The sequence below is a fragment of the Rhizobium brockwellii genome (assembly GCF_000769405.2).
GTDB lineage: Bacteria > Pseudomonadota > Alphaproteobacteria > Rhizobiales > Rhizobiaceae > Rhizobium > Rhizobium brockwellii.
Genome location: NZ_CP053439.1, coordinates 1,990,479 through 2,013,198, shown reverse-complemented (window position 1 = coordinate 2,013,198; position 22,720 = coordinate 1,990,479). Strand labels below are relative to the sequence as shown.

Below are 22,720 nucleotides of genomic sequence, written 5' to 3'. Positions count from 1 at the left end.
ATTGCGATGCTGAAGCCCGCGCTTCGCCTGCTTGCATGCCTGATGCCGTTCGCCACCGGCGCCTTTGCAGCCGATGGCGGTGCCGCCGGCTTCGCCACCAAGGCGGCGCAGGCCTATATGATCGAGGCTGCCACCGGCACGGTGCTTCTCGCCAAGAACGAGGACCAGAGCTTTTCGCCGGCTTCGCTTGCCAAGCTGATGACGATGGATCTCGTCTTCGAGGCGGTGACCAAGGGCCAGATCACGCTCGACACCGAATATCCCGTTTCCGAATATGCCTGGCGGACGGGCGGCGCGCCGTCGCGGACGGCAACGATGTTTGCCGGCCTCAAATCGCGCGTGCGCGTCGAGGACCTGATCAAGGGCGTCGCCATCCAGGGCGCCAATGACAGCTGCATCATCCTCGCCGAGGGCATGGCCGGAAGCGAGCAGCAATTTGCCGTGTCGATGACACGGCGTGCTCGTGAGCTCGGCATGGAGAAGGCAGAGTTTGGCAACTCCACCGGCCTTCCTGATGGCAAGAGCAAGGTGACGGCACGCGAGATGGTGACGCTCGCCGCCGCCCTTCAGCAATCCTATCCGACCCTCTATCCCTATTTTGCGCAACCGGATTTCGAGTGGAACAAGATCTTCCAGCGCAATCGCAACCCGCTGCTCGGGCTCGATCTCGGCGCCGACGGGCTTGCAACAGGCTTTACCGAGGGCGAGGGCTATTCGATCGTCGCTTCGGTTGAGCGTGACGGCCGGCGGCTGTTTGTGGCGCTTGCCGGCATTGCCTCCGACAAGGAGCGGACAGAGGAAGCCAAACGCGTACTCGAATGGGGCCTGACGGCCTTCGAGAACCGGCAGATCTTCGGCGAGAAGGAAGTGATTGGTGCTGCCAGCGTCTATGGCGGCACGGCGCGTACCGTCGATCTCGTCGCCAAGGCACCGGTCAGCGTCTATATCCCGATCAGCAATCCCGACCGGCTGTCGGCGCGCATCATCTATCGCTGGCCGCTGACGGCGCCGGTCAAGCCAGATATCCAGGCAGGGACGCTGAGGATTTTCGCCGGCAGCCGGCTGCTCAGAGAAGTGCCGCTTTATACCGTGCAGGCGGTCGGCGAGGGTTCGCTCAGCAGCCGGGCGGTCGACGCCATGCTGGAACTCGGCGAATCGCTGTTCTTCTCCTGGCTCTGGGACAAGCCCGCACCCGTCTGACAGCTGTTTCCAACGCAAATTGCCGGGAAAGGTGAATATGTCGCCGCGGCGAAAGGTTTTCCTCCCTGATATCTTCGGATAGATAGATAGAAGGAGCGAGGCGCGTGCGGCGCCTGGAATGCGGGAAGTTGTCATTGTCATCCGGTACGGGATTGTTCGTTACGTTTGAAGGCGGGGAAGGCGCTGGGAAATCCACGCAGATCCGCCGCCTCGCCGAGGCGCTGAAGGGCGAAGGTCACGACGTGCTGATGACGCGCGAACCAGGCGGATCGCCGGGCGCCGAAGCCGTGCGCCATGTGCTGCTGTCGGGGGCTGCCGAAGCCTTCGGCACGCGGATGGAGGCGATCCTCTTTGCCGCGGCCCGCAACGACCATGTCGAAGAGGTGATCCGGCCGGCACTTGCATCAGGCAAGGTCGTGCTTTGCGACCGCTTCATGGATTCCTCCCGCGTCTATCAGGGCATCACCGGCAATCTCGGGCCCGATTTCATCGAGACGCTGCAGCGCATCGCCATCAACGGCGTCATGCCGGATTGCACCGTGATTCTCGACATCCCCGCCAAGGTCGGGCTGGAGCGGGCGCAGAAGCGCGCCGCCGCCGACGGTCCCGATCGCTTCGAGAAGGAGCGGCTGGAAACGCACGAAAAACGGCGCGAGGCCTTTCTCGATATCGCCGCGCGCGAACCGGAGCGCTGCCACGTGGTCAACGCCATGCAGAGCGAGGAGGCAATCGCCGCCGAGATCCTGGCGATCGTCCAACAACTGCTGTCGCCCGCCGGCCGTGCCCGAATGCCGGAAGCCGCCCATCATGAGTGAAGCCCATTATGAGTGAGGAAAGGCCCGGACTGCTCGACGGCGCCATCTGGCCAGGGGAAAACACCAGGCTGTTCGGCCATAAGGAGGCGGAAGCATTCCTTGCGCAATCCTATCGGTCCGGCAAGGGCCATCACGCCATCCTGATCGAGGGGCCGCAGGGCATCGGCAAGGCGACACTCGCCTTCCGCTTTGCCAATCATGTGCTCTCGCATCCCGATCCCGAGACAGCGCCTGAGACGATCGGCGATCCCGATCCTGCCTCTCCCGTCAGCCGGCAGATCGCGTCGGGCGCCTCGCACAATCTGCTGCACCTTGCCCGGCCGGTGGATGAAAAGACCGGCAAGGTGAAATCGGCGATCACCGTCGACGAGGTGCGCCGCGCCGGCAAATTCTTCTCGCAGACCTCTGGCACCGGCAACTGGCGGATCGTCATCATCGATCCGGCCGACGATATGAACCGCAATGCGGCCAACGCCATCCTGAAGATCCTGGAAGAGCCGCCGAAGCGGGCGCTGTTCCTGGTGCTCTCGCATGCGCCGGGACGGCTGCTGCCGACCATCCGCTCGCGCTGCCTGCCGCTGAAGCTGGCGCCGCTTGCCGACGATGAACTCTTCGCGGCCCTTGCCCATCTCGGCATATCAGGCGAAGGCGGGGCGGTGCTTTCGGCCGCCAAGGGCAGCGTCGGCGAGGCACTGAAACTCCTGAACTACGGCGGCGGCGAGATCATCGCTGCCTATGACGAGATGCTTACCGCCGAGGGACCGACAGCCCGCAAGGCAATGCATCGGCTGGCCGACGCACTTTCAGGTCGGGAAAGCGACACGATCTTCGATTTCTTCGTCAGCCATGTCGGCGACGACATCATGAACCGCGCCCGCGCGGCGGCCGGCGAGGGGCAGATCGCCGCGGCGGAGCGGCTGGCGCGGCTCTATTCCGAGATCACCGAGCGGCTGACCATTTCCGATGGCTACAATCTCGACCGCAAGCAGACGATCATCAGCATCCTCGCCGATATCAAGCAGCCGGGCCTCTAAAGCGCGTCAACGCTGACACTTTTCGGCATCATGCCTTGATCACCCGGTCAGCAGCTTCAATGCGACGACAGCAAGCGTGGCGGCAAGGACAATGCGGATGGTGCGTTCGTGCAGTTTCGGCGCCAGAAGGCTTCCGATGATGATGCCGGGGATAGAGCCGATCAACAGGGCAAACAGCATCGGCCAGTCGATCTCGCCGATCAGCCAATAGCCCGTGCCGCCGATCAAGGTCAGCGGTACCGCATGGACGATATCGGAACCGACGATCTCGCGCACATCGAGCCTGGGATAAAGGATCAGCAGGATCGTCACCCCCAGCGCGCCGGCGCCGACCGAGGTCAAGGTGACGAGGACGCCGAGAACGAATCCGAGAATGACGGTGAGCGCGAGGATGGTTGTCGGCTTCGGCGGCGTTCGATCGCCGATGGCGCGGCGCGCCAATTCGAGGATCGGGCCACGAAAGACCAGCATGATCGCGGTCATGACGAGAAGCCAGCCGAGCGCCGTGGTGATGGTATTGGTGACGCCGATGCTTTTGCGGTCGACGCCGGCCAACAGCCAGAGCATCAGCAGGGCGGCCGGCACGCTGCCGATGGCCAGGCTGCCGACGATCTTCCAGTTGATCCGCCCATGCATGCCGTGAACGGCTGTACCCGCCGTCTTGGTGATCGCCGCATAGAGAAGATCGGTGCCGACGGCGGTGGCGGGATGGACGCCGAAGAGCAGCACCAGCACGGGCGTCATCAACGAACCGCCACCAACGCCAGTGATGCCGACGAGGGCGCCGACGAACAGGCCGGAAAGCGAATAGAGCGGCTCGAATGTCAAACAAGCGCCCCCGACGGCGCGGGGCCACGACAAATCCGGCAGATAAAAACTGGCACTTCGTTCTTGTCCCGTCCTCTTTCCCAAGACGGGTAGATCGGGCGAGAAGCTGAGTCAAGTTCACGCCCCATCGTCCCGGAAATCATCGACGGCTGGAAAGTTGAGGTTTCGCTTGACGGTGACATGCGCTAAGAGCGGCTGACCATTTTATAGAGTTAGCCGGACATTGGCCGCCATGACAGACAAGACACCCTTCTACATCACCACCGCGATTTCCTACCCTAACGGCAAGCCGCATATCGGCCATGCCTATGAGCTGATCGCAACCGATGCGATGGCGCGCTACCAGCGCCTGGATGGCAAGGATGTCTTCTTCCTGACGGGCACAGACGAACACGGCCAGAAGATGCAGCAGACGGCGCGCGCCGAAGGCATCACCGCGCAGGCGCTCGCCGACCGCAACTCCGGCGAATTCCAGGCGATGGCGACGCTGCTCAACGCTTCGAACGATGATTTCATCCGCACCACGCAGGAGCGCCATCACGAAACGTCGCGCAACATCTGGAAGCTGATGGCCGACAATGGCGACATCTACAAGGACAGCTATGCCGGCTGGTATTCGGTGCGCGACGAGGCCTATTACCAGGAAAACGAGACGGAGCTGCGCGCCGACGGCGTGCGCTACGGGCCGCAGGGCACGCCCGTCGAATGGGTGGAAGAGGCAAGCTATTTCTTCAAGCTCTCCGAATACCAGGAGAAGCTGCTTGCGCATTATGAAGCACACCCCGACTTCATCGGCCCGTCCGAGCGCCGCAACGAGGTGATCTCCTTCGTCAAGTCGGGCCTTAAGGACCTCTCGGTCTCGCGCACGACCTTCGACTGGGGCATCAAGGTGCCGGACGATCCCGCCCACGTCATGTATGTCTGGGTCGACGCGCTGACCAACTACATCACCGCGACAGGCTATATCGAGGACAGGAACGGCCCGCGGGCGAAATACTGGCCGGCCGACGTGCACATCATCGGCAAGGACATCATCCGCTTTCACGCCGTCTACTGGCCGGCCTTCCTGATGTCGGCGAAGCTGCCGCTGCCGAAGCGGGTCTTTGCCCACGGCTTCCTACTCAACAAGGGTGAGAAGATGTCGAAGTCACTCGGCAACGTCGTCGATCCGGTCAATCTGGTGAACCATTTCGGCCTCGACCAAGTGCGCTACTTCTTCCTGCGCGAAGTGTCATTCGGGCAGGACGGCAGCTACAGCGAAGAGGCGATCGGTACGCGCATCAACTCCGATCTCGCCAACGGCATCGGCAATCTCGCCAGCCGCTCGCTGTCGATGATTGTCAAGAATTGCGACGGCAAGATCCCGGAATGCGGGGCGCTCAGCGACGAGGACAAGGCCATGCTGGCTGAGGTCGACGCGCTGCATGCATCGACCCGCGAGGATATGGGCAAGCAGCAGATCCACCGGGCGCTCGCCTCGATCATTTCGGTCGTCTCCGAGACCGACCGTTACTTTGCCGGCCAGGCGCCGTGGGCGCTGAAGAAGGCAGATCCGGAGCGGATGGGCACCGTGCTTTACGTGACTGCCGAAGTCGTGCGTCAGATTGCCATCCTGCTGCAACCCTTCATGCCGGATTCATCAGGCAAGCTGCTCGATCTGGTCGCGGCACCTGCAGACAAGCGCGATTTTGCTGCCCTCGGCGAAGCCGGCCGTCTCATTGCCGGAACGACCCTCGAAGCGCCGACGCCGGTCTTCCCGCGCTACGTGGCTCCGGAGGCTTGAGGCCGTGCTGATCGACACGCATTGCCATCTTGATTTCGCCGACTTCGAGGCGGAACGGGACGAGATTGTCGCGCGCGCGCATCAGGCCGGTGTTGCGCAGATGGTGACGATCTCGACACGGGTGCGCAAGCTCGAGACGCTGCTTGCCATCACAGAGAAATATCCTTCGGTGTTCTGCTCGGTCGGCACGCATCCGAACAATGCCGACGAAGAGCTGGATATCCAGACGGAAGAGCTGGTGCGTCTCGCCAATGCCCATGAGAAGGTGGTGGCGATCGGCGAGGCCGGCCTCGACTATTTCTACGACACGCAAAAGCCCGAGGACCAGCAGACCGGCTTCCGCCGCCACATCGCGGCGGCGCGGGAAACGCAGCTGCCGCTCGTCATCCACAGCCGCAGCGCCGACGAGGACATGGCCGACATCCTGACCGAGGAAAGCGGGAAGGGGGCCTTCCCCTTCATTCTCCACTGCTTCTCGGCAGGCCCGGAGCTGGCCATGACCGGCGTCGCGCTCGGCGGCTATATCTCCTTCTCGGGTATCCTGACCTTCCCGAAGTCGGAAGAGCTGCGCGAGATCGCCAGGACGATCCCGCATGAGCGGCTGCTGGTTGAAACGGACGCTCCCTATCTGGCGCCGAAGCGCTGGCGCGGCAAGCGCAACGAGCCGTCCTACGTCGTCAACACGGCCGAGGTGCTCGCCGATACGATCGGCCTTTCCACCGAAGAGGTCGCGCGGATCACGACGGAGAACGCTTTCCGCCTGTTCTCGAAGATGCCGAGGATCTAGCGGCGTGCTCTACCGGCGGCGTTTCACCATTCTCGGCTGTTCGTCGTCACCGGGCGTGCCCCGCATCACCGGCGACTGGGGCGCCTGCAATCCCGACAATCCGAAGAACCGGCGCACCCGCGCTGCCTTCATGGTGCAGCAATTCGCACCCGATGGCGGTGTCACCACCGTCGTCATCGACACCGGGCCGGATTTCCGCGAGCAGATGATCAGGTCAGGGGCCGACCATGTCGATGCCGTGCTCTACAGCCATCCGCATGCCGATCATATTCATGGCATCGATGATCTGCGCGGCTATTTTCACAATAGCCGCCGCCGAGTGCCGATCTTTGCCGACCAATTTACCATGGACAGGCTGCGGGAAGCCTTCGGCTACTGCCTGGAAACGCCGCCGGGCAGCAATTATCCGCCGATCGTGCTGCCGATCGTCATCGGAAACCTCGACGAGCCCTTAGAAATCCACGGTCCCGGAGGCACGATCGCTTTCCATCCCCATATCCAGCAGCATGGCGACATCCACTCGCTCGGCTTCCGGATCGGCGATGTGGCTTATTGCAGCGATATCAGCGATTTCCCGCCGCAGACCGTCGAAAAGCTTCGGAACCTCGACGTGCTGATCATCGACGCGCTGCAATATACCTACCATCCAAGCCATCTGTCGCTGGAACAGTCGCTCGACTGGATCGGCCGGCTGAAGCCAAAACAGGCGATCCTCACCCATATGCACACGCCGCTCGACTACGACGTAGTGATGGCCGAGACGCCGGACCATGTGGTGCCGGCGTATGACCAGATGAGCTTCGAGACCGAGGTCAGGCTTAAAGCTTGAACCCGCTCGCTTGCACGTAAGGCAGCACTTCGACGCTGCCGCGGTGGATCATGTCGAGCGAGACATAGAGGATGATCAGCAGACCGACGTAGGCGATCCAGCGATGGTTGGTGAGCAGGCGGGCGATCAGGTTTGCGGCGATACCCATCAGCGCGATCGACAGGGCAAGACCGATGACCAGTACGCTCGGATGTTCGCGCGCTGCACCGGCAACGGCGAGTACGTTGTCGAGCGACATCGAGACGTCGGCGATGACGATCTGGGTCGCCGCCTGAAAGAAGGTCTTTTTCGGCGCGCCTTCGGCACCTGTGGCTTCGTGGTTCTCGCCATGGCCGGCGCGAAGCTCGCGCCACATCTTCCAGCAGACCCAGAGCAGCAGCAGGCCGCCGGCCAGCAGCAGGCCGACGATTGCCAGCAGATAGACTGCGACGCTGGCAAAGAGAATACGCAGAACGGTCGCGGCCAGAATGCCGACAATGATCGCCTTGCGGCGTTGCGTGGCCTCGAGGCCGGCAGCGGCAAGGCCGATAACCACGGCATTGTCGCCGGCGAGAACGAGGTCGATAGCGATGACCTGCAGCAAAGCCGTCAGACCGGCTGCCGTAAACATGTCCATATGAATTATCCCCAATGCGTCAAAGCCGTGCTAGCGTCTCGAAGGTTTGACGTCAACCGCCGAGGGATTTCGCGAACGGCGCAATTTGCGACTCTGCGTATTGCCGGCAACGTTATGGAACCGCGGGTGACATGGCGAAGCATCGTTATTCCCATTGCCATTCCCTTGGAACATTCAACTCAGCCACCGGTTCTTCAAGTCAGGAAACCAGATTCCGGCCAACTTCGGATTGGCGGCTGGATCCAGATCAAGAGGAGAGTCCCATGGGCAGCATTTACAGCGATACCAACCCGGCCTTCTCAGGCCCGACAGGCGGCAGCAGCCTTGCTGCATTTTTCGACAACCGATCGGAGGCCGAATCCGCCGTCTCCCGTCTTGAAGACGCGGGCGTGCCGGTTGCGAGAATAAGGCTGATGCCCGGATATGAGGCGGATGGAAAAAATGCCGGCGCGACGAGCGACGACCGCAGTGGCTTCTTCGACGCGCTGGCAGACTTCTTTTTCCCCGACGAGGATCGTGCGGTCTACGCAGAAGGGCTGCGGCGAGGCGGCTTCCTCGTCCAGGTCAATGATATCGATGACGCGCTTTATGAGACCGTCCACGATATTCTGGACGACGAGGGCAGCATCGACATGGATGAGCGGGCAGATCTCTGGTCGTTGGAGGACAGACAGCAAGGCGCATCCAATACCGGCTTTGCCGGCCAACCCTCTGGCGGCAAATCGTCGGAAGATCTCGCTGTGTCCGAGAGCGCGTTCGATGATGCGCGCCCGGTTGCAATGCGCGACACCACGCATGGAAGCGCCAAGGTGCGTGCTTATACCTTGCCCGACCCCGACACCCCGTCATCGGACGAAACCAATCGCCAATCGCAGACACAATCGCAAGGCGGATCTCACGAGAGCCAGGGTTTCCGGCGCGACCACTAATATTATGAGGCCCGGCCGCAATGCCGGGCCTTATTGCCTCTCGCTCACCTATTCGAGGATACGTCCATGCAATCATCCATCAACCGCCACGGCCTTCCGCCAGATCCCGACGAACTGATCGCAGAAGGCGATCCGCCCTTTGCCGATGCCGCTGAGCAAACCGCGCGTGAAAAGGCCGACGAGAGCCTGAACGCCCTGCAGCATGAGGTCAGGCTGCTGAATGCCCGCATAGGCATGCTGCGCGAGGATGCGGAAGCGGCGTTGAAAGCCAAGGCGGCATCGGTGGACGCAAGCGCGCATGTCCAGCTAGGCGAGTATCCCTGGCTGAAACTTGCCGCGGCAATCGGCGCAACCTTCATTGCAGCCACGCTGGTTCGGCGTCTTCCGCTCGGGGCCATGCTTGCGGGATTTGCCGGTCATTTCTCCGAGGCGAGACCGCGGTGACGATCGTTGATGGTGACTGCCTGGTGCGGACGAATATCGTTCCAGGCACCGATGCGCTCATGCCAAAACCAAGCCGGCAACTCCGGCCAAGGTCGCGACACTACCTGCGATCGCAAAACGAACCGCATAAGCGATGCTCCCCATACTTCCTGCAAGAACGGCTTTCGCAAGAAGATTGGCAAAAGCGGCGACCGCTACGGCTCGAGCGGCCGTGTCTGCAGGCACGTGGACGGATGACAGTTTCGCAATGGCAAGCGTTATCGCATCGAGATCGCCCAGTCCTGTGATGAATGCAAGGACCATCAGCGACTGAGTACCAAAAACGATCAAGGTCATTCGCGTCAGGACTGTCACGACGGCGAGAACGAGTGCGAAGCGCAGCACGACCATCACCTCGAGCGGGTTTCGGGGTGAAAAATCGTTGCTGTCATCCGGACGTTGCAGCAATGCGGCGAAGCCGCCTGCTATGGCGAGGGTGGCAGCAGCCGGAGCAAGTGATGGAGCAAGCTCTCCGAAAACTGCCGGTGCTATGACGCCGCAAATCAAAAGCACGCGGGCGAGAGAAACGGCTCCCGCTAGCATTGCTCCCGCTGAGAGGAGTGGCGAGAGGGCAGGCATCTGCTTCGACTGACGGGCAAAGGAAAGCGTCAAGGCCGTCGAGGAAACGATGCCGCCGCTGGCCCCCGTCAGCAGTATTCCGGCGCGGGCGCCGCTCAGCCTGATGAGGATATAACCGGCAAAGGAAACGGCTCCCACCAGGATTGTCATCATCCAAAGCTCGAAAGGATTGATTGTCTGCCAAGGATCAATCGGCCTATTGGGAAGGATAGGGAGGATGACGATGGTCATCGTCAGCAGGATCAGGGCGGCCCTGAGTTCAAGCCAGGTCAACCGGCGAAGAAATCCATGCAACGGCTCCCGCGCTGCAAGAAGGGCCGTTATTGCCACAGCGCTTGCGGCCGTTACCGTCATATCCGCCACGACCGCGCCAAAGCCCAGCGCAAAAACCGCCAGGGCCGCAATGGTGGCGGTGGCGCTGTAGTCCTCTTCTTGTGCCGCCTGCATGCGGCTGAAGAGGAGAACGGTGATGCAAAAGAATACAAAGATAGCTGTCGGTAAAATCGGCCCTGTCACAGGCTGCAGGAAACCGCAGAAGCCGCCCAGGAAACTTGACATGCCATAGGTGCGGATACCGGCTACTCTTTTGCCTGGAGCAGCCTCACGATCCTGCCAGCCGCGCTCAATACCGACAAGAATGCCGATTGCAAGCGCCAGACTGAGGCGCTGGAATGCTTCTGTCGTCACCAATGATGTCATCATCCGATGGGTCCAGACGCGCCGGCCGTTTCATCGAAGGCAGCTGCGCCGTATATGCCATTGCTGTTCATCCGCAAGCTGCTGCTCGGCGGCGTCCGGACGGGTCTGCTCCGCGAAGTGCTGATATTCAATCGCGCATCGCACTTCATCGCTTAGCATAGATCTTTGCCGCTTCGCCCAATGAATTCCGCTTCCTTCCTCATGATGGGGTTCAATATCACGCTCGCGCTTTCGCGGTGGAACGACCTTGATCTTCGTCAAGCGCGGCAGACACCTCTGCGCTATGATAACTCCAATCATCGGGAGGACATCAGCCGTGAAAGCGCAATTCCATTTACCGCTGGCCACCTATCCAGACGCAAGCTCGTTCTCGCTCCTTCAGAACGCCGTCGCTGTTTCCCTTCACCAGAAGGCCGGTTTGACGGCAAGCATGCCGCTGGTCAGGATCGAATCCTTTCAGCCGCGATTTCCATCGCTCCTTGACGTAGACAAAATGCGTGCGGACGCGGAGCGCTTGAGTAAGGACAATGGAACCGTTCTCGGGCAGACACTCCATGATTATGCGAGAAAAGCTGAGGTCGAGGTCGAGATCCAGCCATTCGATGCGAGGGAGCCATTTGTCGCACAAACTCTTGCCGAGCTGTCGCGCGCATACGATCTTTCCATTTTGGAAGCATCTGTGCTGATGAGGCCGCTGATCGAGAGCGTGCTGTTTGAAAGCGGGAGACCGCTCCTGCTTTTTCCCCCGGATAATTTCTGCGGCCGGATCGATGCTGTTGCCGTCGCCTGGGATGGAGGAGCCACTGTCGCGCGGACACTGGCGGGTTCCAGGTTCTTGCTGGAACAGGTTTCGCGTGTCGTCCTGATTTCCATCACCGATGATAAGCAGATTGACGAGCGCAGTCGAGATCACCTTGCGGCTGCACTTCGGAAGGCTGGGCTTGCCGTCGATGTCGCAGCCGTGCAAGGGAAGGGAGACTCACCGGCCAGCGTCATTCAAGCTGCCGCCCTAGAACGCAAGGCAGACTTGCTTATCGCCGGCGCGTTCGGTCATTCGAGGCTGCGCGAATTCATCCTGGGAGGGGTCACACGATCGCTGTTGACCCGCCTCGAAATGCCCACTGTTCTTTGCCACTAACTGCAGTGCGCGCGGCGCGTTGCCGATGACCGCAACGTCCATAACTTCCAGGAGAAGAGCGTCCTCTGAGGGTGCCAAGTATCCAAGGCTCGCACAAACCATCGCCATCACGAAGGTCTGATGCGACAACTGACACTTGGGAAATAATCAATGGACCTGCACGGTGTCCGAAGGCATCGGCTTGGCAAGCTCTTTGAGAATCGCTTCAAGCGCCTCGGCCGTCGCCTGCAGGCCGGATGACCGCGCAATTTTCAAGGCCTCACTGCAGTGAGCAGACAATTGGTCCTGCTTGACCTGATCATTCGTCGGGAAGACGATGCCCGCATATTGCGACGGGTTTCCGGCTTCATTCTTGAAGCACCGGCCGAAGGCAGCCACGGTTACTATTTGCCCGCTTCGATCAAACACCCGATAGTCATGGCGATACGGATCTCCCGTGATCACCGATTCTGAAATCGCCTTGGCGACAGATGGCTTGTCGTCCGGGTGAATCCGGTCAAGGTACCTTATGATCGGCAACCCCGAGATTGTCTCTTCCGGATCAAGCCCAAAGAGGTTTGCCAGCGCCGAATCCGCATAGACCGTGTCGGTCGCCAAATCCCAGGTGAAAATGCCAGGCTCTTCGGCAACGGAAAATTCGGACGTTCCGATGCTGTTAACAAGGTTCATTCCACATCCCCGCTGCTGCCGGTCGATCACATCCCCCCGGCTCTTGAGAGAATAGGACGTGCTCGACCATTTCGCCGCCGATCTTACTGCATAATTCCTCAAATCGGAATCGATTTAAGGGTTCCTCGTTTAGCAGGACACCACTTTGACGGGTTCGATCTGTGCCGGATGAATGGTAAGCTTGCCACCGAAGCTCCGCGCTAAAGGCGACCCGAAACCGCCACACAAGCTCGCCACGCGCAGCCAGCAGCGTGGTTTTCTTGACGCGTATGGCGAAGGTGTGCTCCACCTCGGCTTCGAGGTTCCAACATGCGACGAAGCTGACAAGACCGGCGCGAAGGGTTGACGAAAATCATGACGAAAATCGATCTCAATTCTGATCTGGGGGAGGCGTTTGGACTTTGGCGCATGGGCGACGACAAGGCGATCCTTGACGTCGTTACGAGTGCGAACATCGCATGTGGGGGGCACGCAGGAGATCCCGCGACCATGGTGGAGACGCTTACCCTTGCAAGCGAGCGGGGTGTCGTCGCCGGAGCCCATCCGGGCTTTGCAGATCGCGAGGGTTTCGGACGACGGCTGATCCCCTTGGGCATTCGGGAAGTGGAGCAGCTTGTTGCGACGCAGACAGGGGCGCTGATGGGAGCTGCGGCTCTGGCGGGCGCCCGAGTCCGTTACATCAAACCACACGGCGCACTCGCCAATTGGGCCGCCGACGAACGGCCGGTCGCCGACGCCATCATCCGCGCAACCCGAGCGGTTTCGCCGGATCTTGCCATACTGGCGATCTCCGGCACAGAGCTGGAGCATGCGGCCCGCGATGCCGGGATGACCGTCTTCAGCGAGATTTTTGCCGACCGCGGCTATCTCTCCACGGGTCGGCTCGTTCCGCGCAACTTGCCGGGAGCGATGATCCATGACCCAGCAGAGGCGGCATCGAGATTGATCGGGTACCTGTCCAGCGGCTTCATGCCGACGGTCGACGGCGTTCCGATCCCTCTTGATGCGCACTCGATCTGCGTTCATGGGGACAGCCCAGGAGCACTTGCCATGGCCGTCCACGTACGCCGGGAACTGCAGAAGGCAGGTATCGAGGTGGCACCATTCCTCCAACCGACAAAGGAAAACAGGTGATGGCCAAAGGCTATCTTATCGCCCAGGTTACCCTTACCAATCCGGATGCCTATGGGACCTGCGCGCGGGCCGCAGATGGGGACTTCATTCTGATCGAAGGCGCCGACTGACGTGTCACAGGACTCTTCCGCATCGTCCGGCAGCGTTCCGAACTACCGCCCGGTGGGCGGGCACGCGGTACTCGTCGAATTCGGCACGACCATCGATAGACGGATCCACGATCGGGTCGTCAAGCTGGACGCCGCCTTGAAGGCGGCACCCTTTCCAGGATTCGTCGAAGCCGTTCCGGCCTATGCCAGCATTCTCGTCTGCTTCGATCCGCTCGTGGCCGATCACCGGACGACGGGGGCGGCCATTGCCGAGCGTCTGGGGGCTGAGATTCCAGAGACGATTGGAGCGATGCGCGAAGTCGAAATTTGCTACGATCCTGATCTTGCGCCCGATCTTGCCGCCGTCGCCGAGGCAAGCGGATTATCGCCGGAAGACGTTGTATCCGCCCATCTCTCCGGCGACTACAACGTCTTCATGTACGGCTTCGCTCCGGGATACGCTTATCTTGCAGGCGTGCCCAAAGCCATTCAGCAGCCGAGAAAGCCGGCGCCTATTCGCGGCATCGCCGCCGGAAGCGTGCTGATCGCCGGTCCGCAGTGCCTGGTCAGCACGCTCACCATGCCGACCGGCTGGTGGATCATCGGCCGCTCGCCGACGAAGATCCTCGATGCCGCGTCCAACGACCGTCCATTCCTTTTCGACGTCGGCGACGCGGTGCGTTTCCGCCGCATATCGAGGGCCGAATTCGACGCGAGGTGCCTCGCATGAGCGAAGCTGTGCTTGCAATCAACTTCGCGGGTCCTCACGTCGCGATCCAGGACGAAGGACGTCACGGATTGATGCGGTATGGCGTTCCGGCCTCCGGTCCGATGGACAGGACCTCGTTTGCCGCCGCCAACGCCGCCGTCGGCAATCCTGCCGGTCAGCCCGCAATCGAAGTCTCCATGGGCGGCCTGGTTCTCGACTGCGTGTCGGGGGACGTTACATTCGCCGTCGCCGGAGGAGGCTTCATCGTAGAGCATGCCGGCGACAAGCGCGGCGCATGGATGGTCGCCACGCTGAGGGCCGGGGAGCGGCTGGCCATCCGTCCGGGACACTGGGGAAGCTGGACATATCTGGCCTTCGCCGGTCATATCGAGGCGAAGACCTGGCTGGGCAGCATGTCGACGCACAGTCTCTCCGGCCTCGGCGGCGGGCGCCTTGCAGCCGGTCAAACGGTCACCGTCGCCGATCCGGACGTGCGGGATGATCGACATGGTCCGATCATATGTCCGGTCATCGCAAGACCGCGATCCGAGCTGCGTGTGGTGGTTGGTCCACAGGATCGGTTCTTCTCGAAAGAAACCCTGTCGAATTTCCTTTCGTCGCCTTTCCGCCTGAGTGACGCCTATGACCGCATGGGCGTACGCCTACAAGGTCCGTCGCTTGCACCAAGCGTCGCGCTGGACATGCCGTCGGAAGCGATCGTGCGGGGCTCGGTGCAGGTTGCCGGAGACGGTGTTCCCGCCATTCTGCTGGCCGACCACCAGACGACCGGAGGGTATCCCAAGATCGCCACGGTGGTGGATTCGGATCTGGACGCCTTCGTCCAGCTACGCCCACGCGACCATGTCGGCTTCCTGGCCGTGACGCCGCAGCAGGCGATCGAGAACATTCGGCTTCGGGCTGCGACTATGTCCCGTTACCTCGCGGCGGTCCGCGACGGACCATGGAACGTCCTTATATAGGCGTGTCGATCTGAAGGGCAGGGCGGCGATAGACGCTTGGAGCTGCCGTTAGCTCGAAGTAGTGTTCAGAAAATCCAGATAGAATTCGGGGGCACCATGGATTTTCTGAACGTCGCGGCGATCGTTTTCTTCCTTCTCGTCTGGGTGGCGGTCGAGCCTTTGATGGCAGCGGGATGGCCGAGAAGGAACGATAGCCTTTCCGTCGATATGGTGCGCATTCGCACAGCCTGGATGCGCGAGGTTCTGACGCGTGACAACAACTTCATCGGCGACGCCGCGATCCTTGGGCACACGATCAATTCGGCATCCTTCTTCGGCTCCGCCAATCTCATCGTCATCGTTGGGCTCAGCGGCGCGCTGTTCATGGAGCCGAACTATGGGTCGGGTGGCGGGCTGATCGCAATGTTTGCGGCCCAGGACCCAGCGTGGTTTTTCCAGTGCAAAGTCCTCCTGATCATGGCGACGCTGCTGCGGGGACTATCCGATTTCATCTGGGCGGTCCGGCAGATCAACTACTGCCTGGCGGCGATCGGGGCGAGCCCATCCCGCGATGAGGAGAGGGACATCGCCGGCTGGACGAACGCCCTGACCCTGGTTTTGAACCCTGCGCTTCGATCGTTCAGCGTCGGCGTCCGGTCTTATTACTTCACCTTCGCAGCCGCCTTCTGGTTTCTCGGGCCAATCCCCTTCGCTGTTGCGACCATCCTGAGCGTCGGCATTTTGATCTGGCGTCAATCCTGGTCGGATGCCGCAAAGGGGATCATGGCCATACGCAAGCTGCTTGACTAGAACAGGATGATTTTAGGCGCGGTCAGCCTAAAATTTGAATCCTGTTCTAAATCTGAGAGTTAGAGCATGATGCCGTTCGAAAACGCGCACACTTTTTGGCATCATGTTCTAAAGCCTAGCCTTAGGCTGGGTTGCACATAAGCGGTATTGGCGGTGTCCGATGGATCGTCTCGAAGCGATGCGCATGTTGCTGGCCGTCGTCGACGCCGGAAGCATCTCGGCCGGCAGCAGGAAGCTCAACGCGCCTCTACCCAGCGTCAGTCGCAAGGTGGCCGAACTTGAACGCCATCTTGGGGCGAACCTCATCGTTCGCACCAGCCGTAATCTTCAGCTTACCGATGCGGGGCGCGACTATGTCGACGCCGCCCGAAAGATCATGGCGGATCTGGAGGAGGCCGAGCGAAGGGCGTCCGGGGAATACCAGACACCCAGAGGCGTGCTGACGATCACGATGCCGATCGAGTACGGCAGCCGCTACGTCCTGCCCGTTGCGCTGAGCTTTATGGAAAAATATCCCGAGGTATCGCTGAACCTTCTGTCGCTCGACCGCACGGTCGATCTCGTGTCCGAGCAGGTGGATATCGCGATCCGTCTCGGCGAGCTCGCCGACAGCGCCCTCCATGCCGTCAAGATCGGTGAATTCCGCCTATTGACCTGCGCCAGCCCCGCCTATCTTGAGCGGCATGGCACACCTGAGCGTCCCGGCGATCTCATCCATCGAGACGGGATCATCTTCAACAAGCGGACATTCTTCTGGACATTCGACGTCGACGGCACGCCGATGGAGGCGGTGCCCTGCAACCGGCTGGAGGTAAATACCGCGGCGAACTGCGTGGCGGCGGCCGTCGGCGGGGCGGGGATCGCGCGGCTGTTCGATTATCAGGTTCCCGACGAACTGGCGTCTGGCGCGCTCGTTCCCATCCTCCGCGATTTCGACGGCGCGCCGCAGCCTATTCATATCGTCTACGCCCGCCAGGGGCTTCTCGCCTTGAAGGTACGGGCTTTCGTCGACTGGTCATTGCCACGGCTGCGCGAGTCATCACAAAGATAATCAAACATTATCTGAATGATGCGCGGATCTCTTCAACCGTTTGTTTCGAGTTCTGAAGATGCGGGAAGTGACCGACACCTGAGAGGATATCGACTTTTGCATCGATCTTGCCGGCGAACTCGATGCCCATCTCGCTTGTGATGTAGATGTCCTTCTCGCCCCAGACCACCTTCACGGGCGTCTTCAGCCGGGTGAGGTTGGCCTCGAGATAATGCTGATCGCCGGTGAAATTCGCATAGTAATGAGCGAAGGCATCCGCTGAAGTCATCCCGTCAAGGCTCCAAGAACGGGTCATGTCCTGCTGGACGTCAGCCGGCAGATCGAATTGTTCAGCGGGAGAGAGGCCGCGCCTGTGCACGTTCTGGAGGATCTCGTCGCTCGTCTTATTCATGTGGGCCCGGGTCGGCGAAGCGGTCGGCTCGGCTTTGAGGTTCTGCAGGTTCTCCCACATATATTGCGGTCGGTCGAACGGCGCGAAGTCTCCGACGATGAGCTGCCTGGCGATCGTCGGCTCGTCGAGAGCAAGCAGCAGGACGGGGAGGGCACCGATGTCAGTCGCGTAGATCACGAGCTTCGATCGATCGATGCCTGCCCGTTCGATATAGGCCTTTAACACCTGGGCGTACGCCCTCGGGGCATAGGAAAACCGTTCCGAAGCCGGGCGCGACGATTGCCCGTAGCCCGGCCAATCGAAGGCATGGACGTCGTAGTCGAGAGCAAGCGTTGTCGCGATGTCGTTCCAGACTGTCAGCGTTTCCGGAAATCCATGCAGGAAAAGCACGGTGCCTTTTGGCGCGGGGGCGCGAACAATCATCCTCCTCAGCGTCAGGACTTCGTCGATCTCGATGAAGCCGACGGCGGCGTGCGCGGCTTGCGTAGAAGCGAAGGCTTCAGACGAGTGGGAAGCGGGAGTTGCCGCAACTGATGCAGCATTTACGGTTTTGTCCTTAGACATAGGATGTCCTTTCTGAACGGCGGTCAGCCAAAGCCCAAAGAGCCGGCTGTCTCCACAAATAATTGGGCACGGCGTCAGCTCGCGGTAGCCGGAGAAAGCGAGAGGAACCCTCTCGACGGCGGCAGCGCTGCAACCCGCTGCCCAAGGCTGACATCTGAACGAGAGGGTGCCTCTCACTTTCCCGAGGTGCCGGCCGGCCGTCGACCCGCCCAAATATTCACCAGCCGCCGATTTGAGACAGCTCGTTGGCGTTTGCGTGCGGAAGGCAGAGCGTCGGCCGCGACAATATAAGGAAGAACTGATATGAACGACATTACCCAAAGCAGACAGCTGGCAGCCGACCCCAACAAGGTCCGCAGCCTCCCTGGCCACGCCACTGTCGGCACGAATGATCTGGATGCCGCGTCGGTATTCTACGACAGACTTCTGGCCGTGTTCGGAATCGGACGAGTCCTCGTCCAGCCTAACCGAGCCATCTACTACGGTCATCGCACGCTCGAATTCGGCATCATCAAGCCGTTCGATGGCCGCCCTGCCACCGTCGGCAACGGTGGAATGGTTGCTTTCGAAGCTCCGTCCCGTTCAAAGGTCGACGAAGCCCATGCAACGGCATTGGCAGCGGGCGGCTCGGACGAAGGGGCTCCTGGTCCGCGTGGCGAGAACGGTGCGGGTCCTTACTGCGCATATTTTCGCGATCCGGAAGGCAACAAGTTTCTGATCTTTCGTTCCGGCGCCGACGCGGCCTGACGTTTTCGGCATTGAAGCGGGGCAGGGCCATGGTTTTCCCCTCCTCGATATCACGAAAGGACACGGCATCATGGCAATGCTGAACGTTTTGAAACACCGCGACGTATCGCGCCGCTCGCTGCTGTCAGGCTTTGCCGCGGCCGGCATAACCGCTGTGCTCCTTCCGCGCGCGTCCGACGCCGCTGATGTCGTTGTCGCGTCCGAGGAGATCCGACCGTTCAAGGTTGATGTCTCCGAGGCGGCGCTTACAGACCTCAGGCGGCGTCTCACCGAGACCCGCTGGCCCGACGGCGAAACCGTCATGGACCGTTCGCAGGGCGTTCAGCCCGACAGGCTGAAGGAACTGGTGCGCTACTGGCAGTCGTCCTATGACTGGCGGAAGGCGGAGAGCAGGCTGAATGCATTTCCGCAGTTTCTCACCAATATCGATGGACTGGACATCCATTTCATCCATGTCCGCTCCCGTCATGAAAACGCGCTGCCGCTGATCATGACTCACGGCTGGCCAGGTTCGGTCTTCGAACTGCTTAATGTCATCGGGCCGCTCACGGATCCGACGGCGCATGGCGGCACGGCGGAAGACGCCTTCCATCTGGTGATCCCTTCGATTCCAGGATTCGGCTTCTCCGGGAAACCTCCGGCAACAGGTTGGAACCCCCAGCGGATAGCCGTTGCCTGGGACGTGCTGATGAAGCGACTGAACTATGACCGCTATGTCTCGCAGGGCGGCGACTGGGGCGCGATCATCAGCGACGCCTTGGGTCGGCAGGCACCCGAAGGGCTGCTCGCGATCCATGTCAACCGAGTCGAGCGTGCTACGACTTTCCCGTCGGACGCAGCGCAGGCTCTTAAAAATGGAGGCCCGGCTCCCGACAGCTTGTCTGCAGATGAAAAGGTTGTCTTCGTTGAGGCCCGGGACTTCCTCAACAACGGCTTCGGCTACGCAGCGATCATGAGCACACGGCCGGAGACGGTCGGCTACGGTATTGCGGATTCTCCAGTTGGCCTGGCCGCCTGGCTTTACGACAAGATCGCCGACTGGGTGTATACACGCGGCGATCCCGAACAGGCTCTTGGCAAGGATGCGATCCTCGACAACATCACACTGTATTGGCTGACGAACACCGGCCCCTCGAGTGGTCGGATCTATTGGGAAAACGTCATGTCGGGCGCCAAGCTCACGGCCGTCAAAGTACCGGTCGCCGTCACAGTGTTCCCCGGCGAGGTCTACAAGCCGCCAAGGCATTGGCTGTCAAAAGCCTATCCGAAGCTCATCTACTATAATCGCGCTTCCAAGGGCGGTCACTTCGCCGCTTGGGAGGAGCCAGAACTCTTTAGTCATGAGATCAGGGACGCTTTCAGAAGCCTGCGGTCTTAAAGCCGCCTAGCCCGTGGTTTGCAGTCTGCGTCCGCCAGACGGGTTCGTCGATTGACGTTGGTCGTGCAACGCTTCACAAAGTCCGAAGTTTCGACCAACCCAGCAAAAGCGACGACACCGTCGCGGGGACCACGGCTATATGCGCATCAACGACGACCGTCATCCCCGCCGAGGAGTGTGCGCATTCCTGACGGTGGTATTTTCAATGCTTCTGCTGGCGAGTGCAAACCCCGCATCGGCGGCTGAGCCGACCAATTCCTCGGCGCCGATCCGGGTTATTATCGAATTGCCGAATGATGATTCCGGACGAGCGCTGGTCAATCGGATCGTTCCGGGCAATCAGGAACCGGCGCAGCCGGTAGCAGTCTCGCAAGAGGCGGCACCGACGTCGATCGCCACGTCGCTGCAGGATTTGCGCCAGAGGTTGCTCACACTCGTCGATGCCGTTCCGACGCTGCCCGGTCAGATCCAATCGGCGATCCAGGTCTTCCAAACGGATGATCGTATCGAACCTGTCGGCCTGATCTTGGCGGTCATACTCTTCGTCGCAGGCGGGTTCGTTGCGCAGCGCCTTGCCTGGTGGTCAGGGCGAGGGCTGCTTCATTTTGTACTGAACGCGCCTGCCGACACAGTCCGGCAGCGGATCAGGCTCCACGCCGCCCGGCTTTCAATGGGTCTTCTGGCGTTGATCGGTTACCTGATCGGAAGTCTCGGCGCGTTTATCCTCTTTCCATGGCCTGCCGTGTTTCGCGATATTGCACTCATCATGCTGTCAGCCGCGCTCATGGTGCGCCTTGGCGTGCTCGTGGGCCGCATTGTCATCGCGCCAGGCGCCCGCCTGCCGCATATGCGGCTTCTGACGCTTGTCACCTCGCTTGCCTGGTTCTGGTACTACTGGCTCCTCGGAATCGTCGCTGTGCTGGCGGCTGGCTGGGCCACCATTGAAATGATCGGGACGATCGGGGCTTCACCCATCTTGCTCGACCTCTTTACCGCAGCATGGCTTGGTGTCGTTTCAATCGCTCTGATCGTTATGATCTGGCTGCGGCACTTTCGTTCCGACGGGCCGCCGGTGAGCCGGCTGGTCTGTGTCGGCTTCAGCGCGAGCATCATAGTATCGTGGCTGTTATGGGTGTCCGGGCTCCACGGGGCATTCTGGACGGTGATCATCATTACGCTTCTGCCTCTTACCGTTGCGGTGGCTCGTGATATCATTCGGCGCATTATTCAATCCGGGGAGGGGCAGGCGGTCGAGGATCCGGCCATCGTCGGATGGTCTGTTGTCATCATGCAAACGCTGCGGAACGGCCTCATCGTGGTCGCCGCGCTGCTCATTGCCCGGGCGTGGAATGTCAATCTCAGTGATCTCGCCGCAGCCGAAACGGTGACCACGCGTTTGATCCGCGCAGGAATCCGCATCGTTATCGTGCTGCTGGTGACCGACGTAATCTGGAAGCTCGCAAGCACGTTGATCGACAGCCAGATGGCGGTGGCGTCGCGAAGCGAGCAGGGGGGACATCACGAGGGTCCCGACGCGCGGCGACGTCAGCGGTTGAATACCCTCCTTCCCATTCTTCGCAATGTGCTGTTCCTGGCAATCGGAGCCGTCGGCTTCCTGATGATCCTGGATGCCGTTGGCATTCAGATCGGACCGCTGCTGGCGGGCGCCGGTGTCGTCGGCATAGCCGTCGGCTTCGGTGCCCAAACACTCGTCAAGGACATCATCTCCGGCGTCTTCTATCTGTTCGACGATGCCTTTCGCATCGGCGAATACATCCAGGCGGCGAAATATAAGGGGACGGTAGAAGGTTTCTCGCTGCGATCGATCCGCTTGCGCCATCACCGCGGCCCGGTCACCATCGTTCCCTTCGGCGAACTCGGCGCGGTGCAAAACCTCAGCCGTGACTGGGTCATCGACATCATTACGCTCACCCTGAACTATGACAGCGACCTCGAGGAGGTGCGCAAGACCATCAAGCGTATCGGCGTTGAGCTTCAGGAGGATGCCGAACTCGGGCCTAACATCATCGAGCCCTTGAAAATGCAAGGGATCGAGCAGATGGCGGATTATGGTGTGCAGATACGGCTGAAGTTCATGACGAAACCCGGCGAACAGTTCGGCGTTCGCCGAAAGGCCCTTGCCATGCTCAAGAAGACATTCGCGGAAAAAGGCATCCAGTTTGCAACGCCGACCGTTCATGTTTCCGGCGGTCCCGCCGATGCAGCGGCAACCGCCGCCGCGTCAGAGCTGCAAAGACCATCGAAAGTCATCTCGACACTTGAGGAATAGCCGCGGCGAGCCCCACGTGCTTGCTTTCCATCAAATCCCGTCAAAGCAACACATAGGTCTGATCTCAAACTTCCGAGAGCGGCCTCCTGGCGGCTCGCCGCATCAGCGGTCCGCCCATACTGCGCGCCGCCAGCGCCAGCAGGGAGCGTCCGGGAGTCCATTCCAATGTCGTTCGCCGCCCGAACATTGCTGCCAACCGGCGGCACCGG

At 60.9% G+C, this 22,720-nt stretch carries 24 protein-coding genes; 18 read left to right on the top strand and 6 right to left on the bottom strand.

Annotated elements, in window-relative coordinates:
- Nucleotides 1–6 precede the first annotated feature (6 nt).
- The 3 genes from RLCC275e_RS10130 (at nucleotide 7) to RLCC275e_RS10120 (ending at nucleotide 3,049) form a co-directional block, all read left to right on the top strand.
- Entirely contained in the window at nucleotides 7–1,200 is a 1,194-nt protein-coding gene (locus RLCC275e_RS10130; RefSeq protein ID WP_033182688.1) for a D-alanyl-D-alanine carboxypeptidase family protein, read from the top strand.
- Between the two features lie 134 nt (nucleotides 1,201–1,334).
- The gene (tmk, locus tag RLCC275e_RS10125) at nucleotides 1,335–2,015 is read left to right on the top strand and encodes a dTMP kinase (protein ID WP_033182687.1); all 681 of its coding nucleotides are present in this window, start codon (nucleotides 1,335–1,337) and stop codon (nucleotides 2,013–2,015) included.
- Between the two features lie 8 nt (nucleotides 2,016–2,023).
- Nucleotides 2,024–3,049: a DNA polymerase III subunit delta' gene (locus RLCC275e_RS10120; RefSeq protein WP_033182686.1), complete on the top strand. Its 1,026-nt coding sequence runs from the start codon at nucleotides 2,024–2,026 to the stop codon at nucleotides 3,047–3,049.
- Nucleotides 3,050–3,088: 39 nt separating this feature from the next.
- Here the strand turns inward: RLCC275e_RS10120 and RLCC275e_RS10115 are convergent, their stop codons facing one another.
- Entirely contained in the window at nucleotides 3,089–3,877 is a 789-nt protein-coding gene (locus RLCC275e_RS10115) for a sulfite exporter TauE/SafE family protein (RefSeq protein ID WP_033182685.1), read from the bottom strand.
- A 232-nt stretch (nucleotides 3,878–4,109) separates the two neighbouring features.
- Between RLCC275e_RS10115 and metG the strand changes: the two genes are divergently transcribed.
- The 3 genes from metG to RLCC275e_RS10100 are packed head-to-tail and all read left to right on the top strand — an operon-like array spanning nucleotide 4,110 to nucleotide 7,276.
- The gene (metG, locus tag RLCC275e_RS10110) at nucleotides 4,110–5,660 is read left to right on the top strand and encodes a methionine--tRNA ligase (RefSeq protein ID WP_033182684.1); all 1,551 of its coding nucleotides are present in this window, start codon (nucleotides 4,110–4,112) and stop codon (nucleotides 5,658–5,660) included.
- 4 nt (nucleotides 5,661–5,664) lie between these two features.
- Nucleotides 5,665–6,447 (top strand): TatD family hydrolase, encoded by a 783-nt coding sequence (locus RLCC275e_RS10105; protein ID WP_033182683.1) that lies wholly within the window; start codon nucleotides 5,665–5,667, stop codon nucleotides 6,445–6,447.
- A 4-nt stretch (nucleotides 6,448–6,451) separates the two neighbouring features.
- On the top strand, nucleotides 6,452–7,276 hold the full coding sequence (locus tag RLCC275e_RS10100; protein WP_033182682.1) for an MBL fold metallo-hydrolase: 825 nt from the start codon (nucleotides 6,452–6,454) through the stop codon (nucleotides 7,274–7,276).
- Here the strand turns inward: RLCC275e_RS10100 and RLCC275e_RS10095 are convergent.
- Nucleotides 7,266–7,892, bottom strand: coding sequence for a TerC family protein (locus RLCC275e_RS10095; protein WP_003559493.1), 627 nt, complete (start codon nucleotides 7,890–7,892; stop codon nucleotides 7,266–7,268). The two genes, RLCC275e_RS10100 and RLCC275e_RS10095, sit on opposite strands and share 11 nt — an antisense overlap.
- 263 nt (nucleotides 7,893–8,155) lie before the next feature.
- Between RLCC275e_RS10095 and RLCC275e_RS10090 the strand changes: the two genes are divergently transcribed.
- Both RLCC275e_RS10090 and RLCC275e_RS10085 read left to right on the top strand, forming a co-directional pair.
- Entirely contained in the window at nucleotides 8,156–8,821 is a 666-nt protein-coding gene (locus RLCC275e_RS10090; RefSeq protein ID WP_033182681.1) for a hypothetical protein, read from the top strand.
- A 66-nt stretch (nucleotides 8,822–8,887) separates the two neighbouring features.
- Complete coding sequence (locus RLCC275e_RS10085; protein WP_033182680.1) at nucleotides 8,888–9,265, top strand: hypothetical protein; 378 nt, start codon at nucleotides 8,888–8,890, stop codon at nucleotides 9,263–9,265.
- 57 nt (nucleotides 9,266–9,322) lie between these two features.
- Here the strand turns inward: RLCC275e_RS10085 and RLCC275e_RS10080 are convergent, their stop codons facing one another.
- Nucleotides 9,323–10,585, bottom strand: coding sequence for an MgtC/SapB family protein (locus tag RLCC275e_RS10080; protein ID WP_033182679.1), 1,263 nt, complete (start codon nucleotides 10,583–10,585; stop codon nucleotides 9,323–9,325).
- A 27-nt stretch (nucleotides 10,586–10,612) separates the two neighbouring features.
- Nucleotides 10,613–10,843 carry a hypothetical protein gene (locus RLCC275e_RS10075; RefSeq protein WP_165402795.1) on the bottom strand — a complete coding sequence of 77 codons (231 nt, stop codon included), beginning with the start codon at nucleotides 10,841–10,843 and terminating at the stop codon, nucleotides 10,613–10,615.
- Between the two features lie 55 nt (nucleotides 10,844–10,898).
- Between RLCC275e_RS10075 and RLCC275e_RS10070 the strand changes: the two genes are divergently transcribed.
- Nucleotides 10,899–11,720 (top strand): universal stress protein, encoded by an 822-nt coding sequence (locus RLCC275e_RS10070; protein WP_033182775.1) that lies wholly within the window; start codon nucleotides 10,899–10,901, stop codon nucleotides 11,718–11,720.
- 147 nt (nucleotides 11,721–11,867) lie between these two features.
- Here RLCC275e_RS10070 and RLCC275e_RS10065 read toward each other — a convergent pair whose 3' ends face one another.
- Complete coding sequence (locus tag RLCC275e_RS10065; RefSeq protein ID WP_033182678.1) at nucleotides 11,868–12,389, bottom strand: PAS domain-containing protein; 522 nt, start codon at nucleotides 12,387–12,389, stop codon at nucleotides 11,868–11,870.
- Nucleotides 12,390–12,743: 354 nt separating this feature from the next.
- On the opposite strand from RLCC275e_RS10065, the gene RLCC275e_RS10060 reads away from it, so the two are divergent.
- From RLCC275e_RS10060 to RLCC275e_RS10040, 6 genes are all read left to right on the top strand, one after another.
- Nucleotides 12,744–13,523 (top strand): LamB/YcsF family protein, encoded by a 780-nt coding sequence (locus RLCC275e_RS10060; RefSeq protein WP_033182677.1) that lies wholly within the window; start codon nucleotides 12,744–12,746, stop codon nucleotides 13,521–13,523.
- Nucleotides 13,523–13,633, top strand: coding sequence for a hypothetical protein (locus RLCC275e_RS34845; RefSeq protein WP_018481902.1), 111 nt, complete (start codon nucleotides 13,523–13,525; stop codon nucleotides 13,631–13,633). The genes RLCC275e_RS10060 and RLCC275e_RS34845 overlap by 1 nt, the downstream gene beginning before the upstream one ends.
- Before the next feature lies 1 nt (nucleotide 13,634).
- Nucleotides 13,635–14,342 carry a 5-oxoprolinase subunit B family protein gene (locus tag RLCC275e_RS10055; protein ID WP_171816958.1) on the top strand — a complete coding sequence of 236 codons (708 nt, stop codon included), beginning with the start codon at nucleotides 13,635–13,637 and terminating at the stop codon, nucleotides 14,340–14,342.
- Entirely contained in the window at nucleotides 14,330–15,301 is a 972-nt protein-coding gene (locus RLCC275e_RS10050; RefSeq protein ID WP_018481900.1) for a 5-oxoprolinase subunit C family protein, read from the top strand. Before RLCC275e_RS10055 ends, RLCC275e_RS10050 begins: the two co-directional genes overlap by 13 nt.
- A gap of 96 nt (nucleotides 15,302–15,397) precedes the next feature.
- Nucleotides 15,398–16,090, top strand: coding sequence for a DUF599 domain-containing protein (locus tag RLCC275e_RS10045; protein WP_018481899.1), 693 nt, complete (start codon nucleotides 15,398–15,400; stop codon nucleotides 16,088–16,090).
- 160 nt (nucleotides 16,091–16,250) lie between these two features.
- Complete coding sequence (locus tag RLCC275e_RS10040; RefSeq protein WP_033182676.1) at nucleotides 16,251–17,141, top strand: LysR family transcriptional regulator; 891 nt, start codon at nucleotides 16,251–16,253, stop codon at nucleotides 17,139–17,141.
- A 7-nt stretch (nucleotides 17,142–17,148) separates the two neighbouring features.
- On the opposite strand, the gene RLCC275e_RS10035 is transcribed toward RLCC275e_RS10040, so the two are convergent.
- Entirely contained in the window at nucleotides 17,149–18,096 is a 948-nt protein-coding gene (locus tag RLCC275e_RS10035) for an alpha/beta fold hydrolase (RefSeq protein WP_033182675.1), read from the bottom strand.
- A gap of 303 nt (nucleotides 18,097–18,399) precedes the next feature.
- Here RLCC275e_RS10035 and RLCC275e_RS10030 point away from each other — a divergent pair, with 303 nt between their 5' ends.
- The 3 genes from RLCC275e_RS10030 (at nucleotide 18,400) to RLCC275e_RS10020 (ending at nucleotide 22,511) form a co-directional block, all read left to right on the top strand.
- Nucleotides 18,400–18,843, top strand: a complete 444-nt coding sequence (locus tag RLCC275e_RS10030) for a VOC family protein (protein WP_018494604.1) — start codon at nucleotides 18,400–18,402, stop codon at nucleotides 18,841–18,843.
- A 70-nt stretch (nucleotides 18,844–18,913) separates the two neighbouring features.
- Nucleotides 18,914–20,221 carry an epoxide hydrolase family protein gene (locus RLCC275e_RS10025; RefSeq protein WP_033182674.1) on the top strand — a complete coding sequence of 436 codons (1,308 nt, stop codon included), beginning with the start codon at nucleotides 18,914–18,916 and terminating at the stop codon, nucleotides 20,219–20,221.
- A 139-nt stretch (nucleotides 20,222–20,360) separates the two neighbouring features.
- On the top strand, nucleotides 20,361–22,511 hold the full coding sequence (locus RLCC275e_RS10020) for a mechanosensitive ion channel family protein (RefSeq protein ID WP_033182673.1): 2,151 nt from the start codon (nucleotides 20,361–20,363) through the stop codon (nucleotides 22,509–22,511).
- The last annotated feature ends 209 nt before the right edge of the window (nucleotides 22,512–22,720 follow it).

What these genes read in the sequence shown, in the direction of transcription:
- RLCC275e_RS10090 (WP_033182681.1), top strand. Translation starts at nt 8,156, where the DNA reads ATGGGCAGCATTTACAGCGATACCAACCCGGCCTTCTCAGGCCCGACA.
- RLCC275e_RS10120 (WP_033182686.1), top strand. Translation starts at nt 2,024, where the DNA reads ATGAGTGAGGAAAGGCCCGGACTGCTCGACGGCGCCATCTGGCCAGGG.
- RLCC275e_RS10080 (WP_033182679.1), bottom strand. Translation starts at nt 10,585, where the DNA reads ATGATGACATCATTGGTGACGACAGAAGCATTCCAGCGCCTCAGTCTG.
- RLCC275e_RS10065 (WP_033182678.1), bottom strand. Translation starts at nt 12,389, where the DNA reads ATGAACCTTGTTAACAGCATCGGAACGTCCGAATTTTCCGTTGCCGAA.
- RLCC275e_RS10060 (WP_033182677.1), top strand. Translation starts at nt 12,744, where the DNA reads ATGACGAAAATCGATCTCAATTCTGATCTGGGGGAGGCGTTTGGACTT.
- RLCC275e_RS10040 (WP_033182676.1), top strand. Translation starts at nt 16,251, where the DNA reads ATGGATCGTCTCGAAGCGATGCGCATGTTGCTGGCCGTCGTCGACGCC.
- RLCC275e_RS10095 (WP_003559493.1), bottom strand. Translation starts at nt 7,892, where the DNA reads ATGGACATGTTTACGGCAGCCGGTCTGACGGCTTTGCTGCAGGTCATC.
- RLCC275e_RS10085 (WP_033182680.1), top strand. Translation starts at nt 8,888, where the DNA reads ATGCAATCATCCATCAACCGCCACGGCCTTCCGCCAGATCCCGACGAA.
- RLCC275e_RS10030 (WP_018494604.1), top strand. Translation starts at nt 18,400, where the DNA reads ATGAACGACATTACCCAAAGCAGACAGCTGGCAGCCGACCCCAACAAG.
- RLCC275e_RS34845 (WP_018481902.1), top strand. Translation starts at nt 13,523, where the DNA reads ATGGCCAAAGGCTATCTTATCGCCCAGGTTACCCTTACCAATCCGGAT.
- RLCC275e_RS10025 (WP_033182674.1), top strand. Translation starts at nt 18,914, where the DNA reads ATGGCAATGCTGAACGTTTTGAAACACCGCGACGTATCGCGCCGCTCG.
- metG (WP_033182684.1), top strand. Translation starts at nt 4,110, where the DNA reads ATGACAGACAAGACACCCTTCTACATCACCACCGCGATTTCCTACCCT.
- RLCC275e_RS10130 (WP_033182688.1), top strand. Translation starts at nt 7, where the DNA reads ATGCTGAAGCCCGCGCTTCGCCTGCTTGCATGCCTGATGCCGTTCGCC.
- RLCC275e_RS10035 (WP_033182675.1), bottom strand. Translation starts at nt 18,096, where the DNA reads ATGTCTAAGGACAAAACCGTAAATGCTGCATCAGTTGCGGCAACTCCC.
- RLCC275e_RS10020 (WP_033182673.1), top strand. Translation starts at nt 20,361, where the DNA reads ATGCGCATCAACGACGACCGTCATCCCCGCCGAGGAGTGTGCGCATTC.
- RLCC275e_RS10045 (WP_018481899.1), top strand. Translation starts at nt 15,398, where the DNA reads ATGGATTTTCTGAACGTCGCGGCGATCGTTTTCTTCCTTCTCGTCTGG.